The organism is Pseudomonas sp. SMN11 (assembly GCF_052041945.1).
In the GTDB taxonomy this organism is placed as follows: domain Bacteria; phylum Pseudomonadota; class Gammaproteobacteria; order Pseudomonadales; family Pseudomonadaceae; genus Aquipseudomonas.
In genome coordinates, this window is sequence record NZ_JBKGGW010000022.1 from 15635 (window position 1) to 27882 (window position 12248).

Consider the following 12248-nt stretch of genomic DNA (forward strand, 5'->3'; position numbering starts at 1 on the left):
ATTACAAGAAATGGAGATGCCCGATGATCCTGAATCTCGTCAGAACCCGCACCGTGTGCCAATGGGCAGTGGGTATTGCCTTTGCCTCGCTGGCCGCCCTTGGCCAGGCCGAGGACAAGAAACCCGTGGTGGTCGGCTGGGTCAACTGGGCCGACGCCGAGATCACCACGAAACTGGCCAAGCTGGCCCTGGAAGACCAGCTCCAGCAACCGGTGAAACTGGTCATGGCCGATATCGGGATCCAGTTTCAGGCGCTGGCTGCCGGCAAGGTCGACATGATCCCCATGGCGTGGCTCACGTACAGCCACAAACCGTTCTGGGACAAGTACAAAGATAGGCTTGAAGACCTGGGCGTACTGTACGAAGGCCGCCTGGGCCTTGCGGTACCCACCAGCATTGCGGAAAGCGAAGTCAAAAGCATCGAGGACCTGAACAAGCCGGAGGTCCGCGAAAAGTTCGCCGGCAAGATCCTCACCTCGGAAGTCGGCAACGGCCAGTACAAGACCGCCACGCGCGCCATCGCCGACTACAAGCTCGACGGCTACAAGCTGGTGGCCTCGTCCGAAACCGGCATGCTCAACGAGTTCGACCGCCAGCTCAAACGCGGGCAGTGGGCGTTGCTCAATGCCTGGAGCCCGCACTGGATGTTTTCCACCTGGTCGTTGCGCTACCTGGATGACCCCAAGGGGGTCTACGGCAAGGCCGAACAGATTCACGCCATTGCCCGTCAGGGCTTCAGCAAGGACTTCCCGCAAGTGGCGACATTCTTCGCCCACTACCAGATCCCGCTCAAGGACCTGGAAAGGATGATGAAACAGGCGCGCGAGACTTCGGCCGATCAGGTCGTGGCCGACTATTACGCTGCCCACAAGGCCACCTTCAGCGCCATGTTCCAGTTGGCAGCGGGGCAACCATGAAGCGTGCGCAAACCTCCATTGAAGACGTACCCCTGAACCGCTTTCACCAACGCCTGACCGTTCGCTCAGGGGGCGGTTCATTCGTTGATGGTTATGTCCTGAGCATCATTGGCGTGGTGATGTTGCAGATGTCCTCTGCCTTGCAACTCGATGGGTTCTGGGAAGGCATGATTGCAGCCTCGGCGCTGCTGGGCATCTTCTTCGGTGGTTTCATCGGAGGCTGGCTGACGGATGTGTTCGGCAGAAAACGCATGTTCCTGGTTGGCCCGGTGATCTTCGTGCTGGCCTCAGTCGCACAATGCTGGGCAGATACGGCGCTGGCGTTGTTCATGCTGCGGCTGTTGATTGGTGTGGCGGTGGGTATCGAGTATCCGGTGGCAACCGCCCTGCTGGTGGAGTTTCTGCCCAGGCGGTACCGCGGGCCCAGGTTGGCGGCGTTGGCGTTGCTGTGGTTTGCAGGTGCAGCCTGCGCCTATGTGGTGAGCGAACTGATCCTGCGCAGTGACGCTGAGCAGGCCTGGCGCTGGGTACTGGCCAGTGGCGCAGTATTGGGTGCCCTGCTGCTCCTGATACGCCTGGGTACCCCGGAATCACCGCGCTGGTTGCTGAGCAAGGGACGCCGCAATGAGGCGCAGGCGATCATCAAGCAGGTCTATGGCCGTGCGTTCTCGCTCGCCAACCTTCCGGAGCAGGCGCAGGAGCGCAAGCTGCCGCTGCGTGACCTGCTGCATTCTGGCTACGGCAAACGGATGATGTTCGTGGTGGTGTTCTGGACCTGCTCGATCGTGCCGGTGTTCGCGGTCTACGCCTTTGTGCCCAAGGTCCTGGCGGCGCTCAAGCTGACCGGTGACTTCGGCTCGCTCAGCTCCGTCGCCATCACCCTGTTCTTCGTCATCGGCTGCCTGATCGCCACGCGCCTGATCAATACGGTGGGGCGGCGCAACATGCTGATCTGCAGTTTCCTGTTCTCCGGCATGGCGTTGCTGGGCCTGGGTGCCTACAACAGCAGTTCGAGCGGGCTGATCCTGCTGTTCTTCTCTCTGTATGCGCTGTTCATTGGCGGTGCTCAGGTCCTGACGCTGGTGTACCCGAACGAGATCTTTCCCACGGAAATGCGCTCGATGGCAGTGGGGATCGGGACGTCGTTTTCCCGCGTGGGTGCGGCTGCCGGGACCTATCTGGTGCCGGCCTCGCTCAGCGGGATGGGGGTGGCCAACACGATGTATGCGGCGGCGGTGATTACCCTGATCGGCCTGGTGGTTTCGTGGCTGTATGCCCCCGAAACCAATGCCCTGAGCTTGCGCGAGGCCGCCGCGCTCGACTGAAAAATTTCACAGGCGATGCCTCTCTTGGGCTGAGCGGGCTCTTGTAGGAGCGGCCTTGTGTCGCGAAAGGGCTGCAAAGCAGCCCACCAATTTATACATCTGCACTGAAACCCTGGGGCTGCTTTGCAGCCCTTTCGCGACACAAGGCCGCTCCTACACATGACCGCGCCAACCGGACCTGGTCATCCGGTCCCCGATGGCCTCAAGGGTTGACCCGCCACAACCCGGCCACCTGCGTGGTAAACCCCGCACTCATCAGCTCCCGCCTCATCGCCCACTGCGCCGCCGCCGGCACCGCGGCACTGCGCAGCGTTCCCCTCCCCCTGCGTCACCTGGAAGTACGGCTGGCCCATTTTCACCAGCGGCTTGGCCTCGGCGCTGCGGGCGACGATGCAGCCGTCGTTGTTGCTCAGCACGACGATAGGCGTGCGCTGCAGGTCGGGGCGAAATACCCGCTCGCAGCTGGCGTAGAAGCTGTTGCAGTCGATCGGGGCAAAGACAGGGGTGGGATTCATCAGAAAGCGCCAATGATACTGTGCTTATATACAGTTAATCACAACCTCCCACCGATGCCTCCCGCCACGCATCCGATTTGCATCCTGCGTACGAACTCCTACAGTTTCGAACTGTGACAACCGCGCCGAGATTCCCGATGCGCAGCGCCGAAAAGACCGAGCACAGCACCACCGCCAAGGCCCTGCCGAAGATTCCCCGCAGCGTCTGGGCGCTGGGCTTCGTGTCGCTGTTCATGGACATTTCCTCGGAAATGATCCACGCCCTGCTGCCGCTGTACATGGTCGCCGTGCTTGGCACCTCGGTGGTCGCCGTCGGCTTCATCGAGGGCATCGCCGAGGCCACCGCGTCGATCACCAAGGTCTTCTCCGGCGCGCTCAGCGACCGCCTCGGCAAGCGCAAGCTGCTGACGGTGCTGGGCTATGGCCTGGGCGCGTTGACCAAGCCGGTATTCCCCATGGCCTCCGGGCTGGAATGGCTGACGGCGGCGCGCTTCGTCGACCGTATCGGCAAGGGCATCCGCGGTGCCCCCCGCGATGCGCTGGTGGCCGATGTGACCCCGCCCGAGCTGCGTGGCGCGGCCTTCGGCCTGCGCCAGACGCTGGACACCGTCGGCGCGTTCCTCGGCCCGCTGCTGGCGATCGTGCTGATGTGGCTGACCGCGAGCCATTTCCAGACGGTGTTCTGGGTGGCGGTGATCCCGGCGTTCGTCGCCGTGTACATTCTCGTTGCCTTCGTCCGCGAGCCCGAGACGGCGCCCAGCGCGCGGCCGGTGCGCTCGCCGCTGGCGCTGCATGAGCTGGTACGACTGGGCCCGGCCTACTGGCGATTGATCGGCCTGGCCATGGTGTTCACCCTGGCCCGTTTCAGCGAAGCATTCCTCCTGCTGCGCGCCCAGGACATGGGCCTGGCACCATTGTGGGCGCCCGCGGTGCTGGTGCTCATGGCCCTGGCCTATTCGCTGTCGGCCTACCCGGCCGGCGTGCTGTCGGACCGGGTGGGCCGCCGTGGCGTGCTGATGATCGGGCTGGCCCTGCTGATCGCCGCCGACCTGTTGCTGGCCTTGCTGCCAGGCTGGGCCGGGCTGGCACTGGGCGTGGCGGCCTGGGGCCTGCACCTGGGCTTCACCCAGGGCATCTTCGCCGCGCTGATCGCCGACAGTGCGCCGGCCAATCTGCGCGGCACGGCATTCGGCCTGTTCAACCTGCTGACCGGGGTGGCCCTGCTGATCGCCAGCGTGGTGGCCGGGCTGCTGTGGGATGGCGCAGGGTTCCAGGCGACCTTCCTGGTCGGGGCGGGCTTTGCCGGTGCCACCCTCGCCGGGGTTATGCTGCTGCGCTAGACCGGGTCAGGCTGCCGGGTCACCGTGGAAGGTAAGCGGCCCCTGCAAGCTGTCGCCGTCTATCCTGACCAGGTGGATGTGGGACCCAGGATGGAAGTCATGCGACGGCCTTGAGATAGGATTTTTCGACAAATGGGGGTACATGCCATGTGCGGACGCTTCGCCCAGTATCAGGGCCTGGCCGACTACCTGCGTGAACTGGACGCCGAGCAGGACGTGATCAGCGACTACGACAACGTGCCGATCGGCCGCTACAACGTCGCCCCCGGCAGCCGCGTGCTGATAATGCATCACGCCACCGATGGCCTGCGCATCGATCCTTGCCATTGGGGGTGGGCGCCGTTCTGGGCCACGGGCAAACGGCCGGTACCGATCACCGCGCGGGTTGAGACGGTGACCACCGGCAAGTTCTTCAAGGCCTTTTGGCCGCAAGGGCGAGCCTTGGTGATGGCCGATGGCTGGTATGAATGGGTGGCCGACCCACAGGATCCCAAGCGCAAACAGCCCTGGTTCATTCGCCTGAAAAGCCAGGCGCCGATGTTCATGGCAGCGCTGGCAGAGGTGCATGCGGAGCTGGAGCCGAACGAAGGGGATGGCTTCGTCATCATCACCGCCGCCAGCGATGCGGGGATGGTCGATATCCATGACCGCCGGCCCTTGGTACTGAGCCCGGAGCATGCACGTGTGTGGATCGACCCTGAGGTACCTGCCGAGGAGGCCGAACGCCTGGCGCGGGAGCAGTGCCTGCCGGTGGAGGCGTTCGAATGGTTTGCGGTGGGCAAGGACGTGGGGAATGTGCGAAATGAAGGGGCTGAACTGATTGTGATGCTGGATGCCGAGCATCAGCCCTGAATCTTTGTTGCCATTGCCGGGCTCTTCGCGGGTAAACCCGCTCCCACAGGAACCGCACAGGTTTCAAGGTCTGTGCGTACCCGCGAAGAGGTCGCTACTGATTAAGCCAGAACCTCCTGCTGCCGCAGCGCCCAGCCGCCCTGCCCGTCCACTTCCAGCCGATGAGTATGGAAGTCGGCCAGGGTACTGCGATGCCCCACGCTCACCAGCAAGGTCTCGGGCATCTCTTTGCGCAGCAACGCATACATCGCATGCTCCAGCCCTTCGTCCATCGCCGAGGTGGACTCGTCGAGGAACACCACCTGCGGCCGGTTGAACAGCACCCGGGCAAATGCCAGGCGTTGCTGCTCGCCGACGGAGAGAATGTTCGACCAGTCGCAACTCACTGCCAGTCGCTCTGCCAGGTGCGCCAGGTTGACCTCGCGCAGGGCCTGCTGCATGCGTGCTTCATCTTCCGGCTGGCTGTCGGCCGGGTAGGCAATGGCCGCGCGCAGGTCGCCCAGCGGCAGGTAAGGCCGCTGCGACAGGAACAACGCCTGGGTGCCCAACGGCCGCCGGACCTCGCCTTCGGCATACGGCCACAGGCCCGCCAGGGCGCGCAGCAAGGTGGTCTTGCCACTGCCCGACGGCCCTTTGATCAGCAGCGCCTGGCCACCGTGAAGGCGCAGGTCGAGGTCGGCGATCAGCGCATGGCCGTCCGGGCGCAGCACTTGCAGGCCGGTGATGTCCAGCGCCCGCGGCTGGTCTTCGGTCAACACCCGTGGTAGCGCGCTGGCCTGGTCGTTGGCGTCGAGGAAACCGGTCAGACGGTCGAGGGTGGCGCGGTACTGGGCGAAGGTGTCGTAAGACTCACGGAAGAACGACAGCGAATCCTGCACCTGGCCGAACGCCTGGGAGGTCTGCATCACATCACCCAGCTTGATCGCCCCGCTGAAGAAGCGTGGTGCCTGGAGGATGAACGGGAATACCACCGCCACCTGGCTGACACCCAGGTTGAAGCCGCTGAACTTCAGGTTTCGGAACACCAGCGCCCAGACGTTGACGATCAGTGCGCCGAAGCGCCCGAGCAAGGTTGCCCGTTCCACCGGTGCGCCCTGGTAGAAGGCGATGTTTTCGGCGTTCTCGCGCAGGCGCATCAGCGCATAACGGAAGTTCGCCGTGAGTTTTTCGTTGAGGAAGTTCAGGCGGATCAACGGCTGGCCGAGGCGGAAGGCAATCCAGGTGGCGATCAGCACATAAACGTATACCGCAAACACCATCGCCCGGGGTATCTCGTACCCCGCCACCGTCAGCGGTGCCGACAGGCCCCAGAGGATGCCGGTGAAGGCCACCAGCGAGACCAGCGCGCTGACCGCGCCCAGGGCCAGCGACACCGAATTGGTGACGAAGGCGTTGACGTCCAGTTCGATACGCTGGTCGGGGTTGTCTACCGGTTCGGCGAGGAAGCGGCCGCGGTAATAGGCATCGCCTTTCATCCAGTCGCGGGTCAAACGCTCGGTCAGCCACACCCGCCAGCGGATGCTGAAGGCCTGGGTCACGTAGAAGGTAAAAAGCGCGCGCAGCACATGGATGGTGGCCAGCACCGCGAACACCCCGAGCAGGTACCAGAAGGTCGTCTGATCAAGGGCCTGCAGGGCACTGTAGAAGCCGTTGTACCAGAACGAGAACAGCACGTTCATACGCACCGAGAACAGCGTCAGCACCAGCAACAGGCCGAACATCAGCAACGGCCGCCAACTGCGGCTCCAGGTGAAATACGGCCCGGCCACCTGCCAGAACTGCCGGCCCCAGCGCGTGTAGCGCACGGCCAGGGTGGCAGCGGCAGTGAAGCCGATGAGGGTGATGAACGAGGCGATTGCAAGCCAGCTCAGGCTCTCTTGCAGGGCCTGGTGCCAGTTCATGTCCATAGAAAATATCCGTGACGAGTGTTTCCGCGAGCGTAGCATCGCGGCGGGATTCGTCTTGCATAAATGACGGACATTTCATTTTTCCTGTCCCGGCCCCGCGAAGAGGCCGGGACAGGAGAGCGCTAGGCCAGGGCCTCCACCACCTTGGCATCCAGCCCTTCCTGGCCATGGGCCTCAATCCATTCCCCCAGCTGCCGGCGCATCGCCGGTGTCCAGAAGCTCTGCAGATGCTGCCTCACCCCCTGCACTGCCAGCGCCCGGTTTGGCTCGCTGTCGAAGTAGTGGGCAATCTGGTTGGCCATCTTGACCAGGTTGTCGCTGCTCATCGGCGCACCTCGGCTTTTTCCGCAATACGGCGTTCCTTGAGCAGGCGCCGCTGTTCGTCACTGAAGTCCTGGTAACGCTTCTGCCATTCCGACGGGTGGAACACCTTCACCACCTCCACCGCCGTGACCTTGTATTCCGGGCAGTTGGTGGCCCAGTCGGAGTTGTCGGTGGTGATCACGTTGGCACCGGACTCAGGGAAGTGGAAGGTGGTGTACACCACCCCGGGGGCCACCCGCGCGCTGACCTTGGCGCGCAGCACGGTCTGCCCGGCGCGGCTGCCGATACCCACCCAGTCGCCGTCGTGAATACCGCGGCTCTCGGCGTCATTGGGGTGGATTTCCAGCCGGTCGGCATCATGCCAGGCGGTGTTGCTGGTGCGCCGGGTCTGCGCGCCGACGTTGTACTGGCTGAGGATGCGCCCGGTGGTCAGCAGCAGCGGGTAGCGGCTGTTGACCTTCTCGTCGGTCGGCACATAACCGGTCAGCATGAAGCGCCCCTTGCCGCGCACGAACTGGTCGATGTGCATGGTCGGGGTGCCGTCGGGGGCGGCGTCGTTGCACGGCCATTGCAGGCTGCCGTGGCGGTCGATCTCGGCATAACTGACGCGGTGGAAGCTCGGCGTCAGGCGGGCAATCTCGTCCATGATCTCGGAGGGGTGGCGGTAGTTCATCGGGTAGCCCAAGGCATCGGCCAGGGCCACGGTAGCCTCCCAGTCGGCCTTACCAGCCAGCGGCTCCATGACCTTGCGCACCCGCGAGATGCGCCGCTCGGCGTTGGTGAAGGTGCCGTCCTTCTCGAGGAACGAGCTGCCCGGCAGGAACACGTGGGCGAACTTGGCCGTCTCGTTGAGGAAAATGTCCTGCACCACCACGCACTCCATGGCGCGCAGGGCGGCGGTGACGTGCTGGGTGTTGGGGTCGCTCTGGGCGATGTCCTCGCCCTGGCAGTACAGCGCCTTGAAACTGCCATCCAGCGCCGCCTCGAACATGTTGGGGATGCGCAGGCCCGGGTCGGGCTGCAGGGTCACGCCCCAGGCCTGCTCGAACTCGGCACGCACGCCCTCGTTGGAGATGTGCCGGTAGCCAGGCAGCTCGTGGGGGAACGAGCCCATGTCGCAGGAACCCTGCACGTTGTTCTGCCCGCGCAGCGGGTTCACCCCGACCCCTTCGCGGCCGATGTTGCCGGTGGCCATGGCCAGGTTGGCGATGCCCATCACCGCAGTGCTGCCCTGGCTGTGCTCGGTCACCCCCAGGCCATAGTAGATCGCCGCGTTGCCACCGGTGGCGTACAGCCGGGCAGCGGCACGGATCTGCTCGGCGGGTACGCCGCATACAGGCCCCAGGGTTTCCGGGGCGTTCTCCGGCAGGCTGACGAAGTCGCGCCAGCGGGCGAAGTCTTCGGTCTCGCAGCGGGCGTCGATGAAACGCTGGGCCAGCAGCCCCTCGCTGACGATCACGTGGGCCATGGCGTTGAGCATGGCCACGTTGGTCCCAGGGCGCAGCTGCAGGTGCAGCTCGGCACGGGCGTGGGGCGAGTCGACCAGGTCGATGCGCCGCGGGTCGATGACGATCAGCCGTGCGCCCTGGCGCAGGCGGCGCTTAAGCTGCGAGCCGAACACCGGGTGGGCGTCGGTGGGGTTGGCGCCGATCACCAGGATCACGTCGGCCTGCATCACCGAATCAAAGCTCTGGGTACCGGCCGACTCGCCCAGTGTCTGCTTCAGGCCATAGCCGGTCGGCGAGTGGCAAACCCGCGCGCAGGTGTCGACGTTGTTGTTGCCGAATGCCGTGCGCACCAGTTTTTGCACCAGGTAGGCTTCTTCGTTGGTGCAGCGGCTGGAGGTGATGCCGCCGATGGAGTCGCGCCCGTACTTGAGCTGGATGCGGCGGAACTCGCTGGCAGCGTAGGTCACCGCCTCATCCCAGCTGACTTCCTGCCACGGGTCTTCCAGGCGCTTGCGGATCATCGGCTTGGTGATGCGGTCGGGGTGGGTGGCATAACCCCAGGCGAAGCGGCCCTTTACGCAGGCGTGGCCGTGGTTGGCGCCGCCGTTCTTGTCCGGGACCATGCGCACCAACTGGTCGCCTTTCATCTCGGCGCGGAACGAGCAGCCGACGCCGCAGTAGGCACAGGTGGTGATCACCGCACGCTCGGGCTGGCCCAGCTGGACCAGGCTCTTCTCGGTGAGGGTCGCGGTCGGGCAGGCCTGCACGCAAGCACCGCACGACACGCATTCGGAGGCCAGGAAGTTGTTGCCACCGGCCGCTGCCACCCGCGAATCGAAACCGCGCCCGGTAATGGTCAGGGCGAAAGTACCCTGGATGTCCTCGCAGGCGCGCACGCAGCGGCTGCAGACGATGCACTTGCTGGGTTCGTAGTCGAAATAAGGGTTGGAGGTGTCTTTCTTCTCGGCCAGGTGGTTGGCGCCGTCATAGCCGTAGCGCACCTCGCGCAGGCCGACCTGGCCAGCAACGGTCTGCAGTTCACAGTTGCCGTTGGCCGAACAGGTCAGGCAGTCCAGCGGGTGGTCGGAGATGTACAGTTCCATCACATTGCGGCGCAGGTCGGCCAGGCGCGGGGTTTGCGTGCGCACGACCATGCCTTCGCTAACCGGCGTGGTGCATGAGGCCGGGTAGCCACGCATGCCGTCGATTTCCACCATGCACATGCGGCACGAGCCGAAGGCTTCGAGGCTATCGGTGGCGCATAGCTTGGGGATGCTGGTGCCGAGCATGGCGGCGGCGCGCATCACCGAGGTGCCGGCCGGCACGCTGATGCTGCGGCCGTCGATGTTCAGGCTGATCTGCACGTCGCTTTGACGGGCTGGGGTACCCAGATCAGTCTCGGGGTCGAAGTAATTGATCACTGCGTGGCCTCCGGGGTGGTCAGCCCAAAATCGGCAGGGAAATACTTGAGGGCGCTGGCCACCGGGTAGGCGGTCATGCCGCCCATGGCGCACAGCGAGCCGTACTGCATGGTGTCGCACAGGTCGCGCAGCAGCAGGGCCTGGTCATGTCGTTCACTGAAGTCGCTGGTCGCGATCAGCCGGTCGACAACCTCCATGCCACGGGTCGAGCCGATCCGGCACGGGGTGCATTTGCCGCAGGACTCCTCGGCGCAGAACTGCAGGGCGAAGCGCGCCATGCTGGCCATGTTCAGGGTATCGTCGGCCACTACCACGCCGCCGTGCCCGAGCATCGCGCCCATGGCAGCGAATGCCTCGTAGTCCAGGGGGGTATCGAAGTGGCTGGGCGGTACCCAGGCGCCGAGCGGCCCGCCAACCTGGGCGGCCTTGAGCGGGCGACCACTGGCAGTGCCGCCGCCGTAGCCTTCCACCAGTTCGCGCAGGGTCAGGCCAAAGGCGCGTTCCACCAGGCCGCCATGGCGGATGTTGCCGGCCAGCTGGAACGGCATGGTGCCCAGCGAGCGGCCCATGCCGAAATCGCGGTAGAACGCCGCGCCCTCGGCCAGGATGGTTGGCACCGAGGCCAGGGTGAGCACGTTGTGCACCAGGGTCGGCAGGCCGAACAGGCCTTCGAGCGCGGGCAACGGCGGCTTGGCACGGACGATGCCGCGCTTGCCTTCGATGGATTCGAGCAGCGCGGTTTCCTCGCCGCAGATATAGGCGCCGGCGCCGACTCGCACTTCCAGATCGAAGGCCTGGCCGCTGCCGGCCACATTGCTGCCGAGGTAACCGGCGTCGCGGACGATGGCGAACGCCTGGTTCAGCACGCGGATGGCGTCGGGGTATTCAGAGCGCACATAGATGTAGCCTTTGTCGGCCCCGACGGCGAGGCCGGCGATGATCATGCCTTCGATCAGCAGGAAAGGGTCGCCCTCCATCAGCATGCGGTCGGCAAAGGTGCCGGAGTCGCCTTCATCGGCGTTGCACACCACGTACTTCTGCCCTGCATTGGCCTCGCGCACGGTGCGCCACTTGATGCCGGCCGGGAACGCCGCCCCGCCCCGGCCGCGAAGGCCGGAATCGAGAACGGTGGCAACCACGGCGGCGCCATCCAGCGCTACAGCCTTTTCCAGGCCCTTGAAACCGCCGTGGGCGCGGTAGTCGTCCAGCGACAATGGGCGGCTGATGCCGGCACGGGCGAACAGCAGGCGCTGCTGAGATTTCAGGTAGGCGATCTCTTCGACCGCGCCCAACGCCAGCGAATGGCCACCTGGCTCACCGGCCAGGGCGTCAAGCAGCGATGGCACGTCTGCCGGGGTGACCGGACCAAAGCCCTGGCGCCCCTCGGTGCTTTCACATTCCAGCAGCGGTTCCAGCCAATACAGGCCACGCGAGCTGGTTCGCTGAATTTCGATGGGCAGCTGGCGGCGCTCGGCCTCGGCCTTGATGGCATCGGCGACCTGATCGGCGCCGACGGCACGGGCAACCGAGTCACAGGGTATGAACAACTTCAGCATGTTTCGCCCTCCAGACAACCGTTCACCAGCGCCCGCAGGCGCTCGGGGGTAAGCCGCGCATGCACTTGGCCATCCAGTTCCAGCGCCGGCGAACAGGCGCAGGCGCCCAGGCAGTACACCGGGCGCAGGCTGATGGCACCGTCGGCGCTGGTGCCGTGGTCATCCAGCGCCAGCTGTTCGCGCAGTTGCGCAGCCAGGGCTTCGCTGCCTCGGCTCTGGCACGACTCGGCGCGGCACAGGCGCAAGGTGTGGCGGGCAGGCGGCGTGGTGCGGAAGTCGTGATAGAAGCTGATCACCCCGCGCACCTCGGCGAGGCTGAGGTTGAGAGCATGGGCGATTTCAGGGACAGCAGCTTCGGGGATGAAACCGACAGCGTCCTGGAGGGCATGAAGGATCGGCAACAGCGCGCCGGGGGTGTCCTTCTCGCGGGTCAGGATGTTCTGGATTACCGGCAGGTGAAGCAGTTCATCAGGCATACAGCGGACCTCGGCATCACGGACCCTGCCTGAATATTGTGGGGGCAGGAATCCGGCATGTTCTGCTGCGGCACACCGGCCACGTCACGGCTGGCGTGGGCGCGGAGGCCTCCTTGCCGATGGCCGTGCGTCTGCGCGCACTGGGCTCAAGGGCATCCACTAAGCAT

At 65.0% G+C, this 12248-nt stretch carries 9 protein-coding genes and 1 pseudogene; 4 read left to right on the forward strand and 6 right to left on the reverse strand.

What is annotated here, in order from left to right:
• Positions 1–29 precede the first annotated feature (29 nt).
• Together ACLEJU_RS18095 and ACLEJU_RS18100 are read left to right on the forward strand one after the other, a co-directional pair.
• Positions 30–917 carry a glycine betaine ABC transporter substrate-binding protein gene (locus ACLEJU_RS18095; RefSeq protein WP_435425283.1) on the forward strand — a complete coding sequence of 296 codons (888 nt, stop codon included), beginning with the start codon at positions 30–32 and terminating at the stop codon, positions 915–917.
• A complete protein-coding gene (locus tag ACLEJU_RS18100) occupies positions 914–2242 on the forward strand; it encodes an MFS transporter (RefSeq protein WP_435425281.1) in 1329 nt (442 codons plus the stop codon). The genes ACLEJU_RS18095 and ACLEJU_RS18100 overlap by 4 nt, the downstream gene beginning before the upstream one ends.
• Before the next feature lie 329 nt (positions 2243–2571).
• On the opposite strand, the pseudogene ACLEJU_RS18105 reads toward ACLEJU_RS18100, so the two are convergent.
• Positions 2572–2757: pseudogene (locus ACLEJU_RS18105) on the reverse strand (Y-family DNA polymerase); the annotation flags it as partial.
• 137 nt (positions 2758–2894) lie between these two features.
• Here ACLEJU_RS18105 and ACLEJU_RS18110 point away from each other — a divergent pair.
• Both ACLEJU_RS18110 and ACLEJU_RS18115 read left to right on the forward strand, forming a co-directional pair.
• Positions 2895–4097, forward strand: coding sequence for an MFS transporter (locus ACLEJU_RS18110; protein WP_435425308.1), 1203 nt, complete (start codon positions 2895–2897; stop codon positions 4095–4097).
• A gap of 147 nt (positions 4098–4244) precedes the next feature.
• Positions 4245–4949, forward strand: coding sequence for an SOS response-associated peptidase family protein (locus ACLEJU_RS18115; RefSeq protein WP_435425309.1), 705 nt, complete (start codon positions 4245–4247; stop codon positions 4947–4949).
• 101 nt (positions 4950–5050) lie between these two features.
• Here ACLEJU_RS18115 and ACLEJU_RS18120 read toward each other — a convergent pair whose 3' ends face one another.
• From ACLEJU_RS18120 to ACLEJU_RS18140, 5 genes are all read right to left on the reverse strand, one after another.
• Positions 5051–6856 (reverse strand): ABC transporter ATP-binding protein/permease, encoded by a 1806-nt coding sequence (locus ACLEJU_RS18120; RefSeq protein WP_435425310.1) that lies wholly within the window; start codon positions 6854–6856, stop codon positions 5051–5053.
• 122 nt (positions 6857–6978) lie between these two features.
• On the reverse strand, positions 6979–7182 hold the full coding sequence (locus ACLEJU_RS18125; protein WP_435425311.1) for a formate dehydrogenase subunit delta: 204 nt from the start codon (positions 7180–7182) through the stop codon (positions 6979–6981).
• Positions 7179–10049, reverse strand: a complete 2871-nt coding sequence (fdhF, locus tag ACLEJU_RS18130; protein WP_435425312.1) for a formate dehydrogenase subunit alpha — start codon at positions 10047–10049, stop codon at positions 7179–7181. Before fdhF ends, ACLEJU_RS18125 begins: the two co-directional genes overlap by 4 nt.
• A complete protein-coding gene (locus ACLEJU_RS18135) occupies positions 10046–11605 on the reverse strand; it encodes a formate dehydrogenase beta subunit (protein WP_435425313.1) in 1560 nt (519 codons plus the stop codon). The genes fdhF and ACLEJU_RS18135 overlap by 4 nt, the downstream gene beginning before the upstream one ends.
• Positions 11599–12081, reverse strand: coding sequence for a formate dehydrogenase subunit gamma (locus ACLEJU_RS18140; RefSeq protein WP_435425314.1), 483 nt, complete (start codon positions 12079–12081; stop codon positions 11599–11601). The genes ACLEJU_RS18135 and ACLEJU_RS18140 overlap by 7 nt, the downstream gene beginning before the upstream one ends.
• Between the last annotated feature and the right edge of the window lie 167 nt (positions 12082–12248).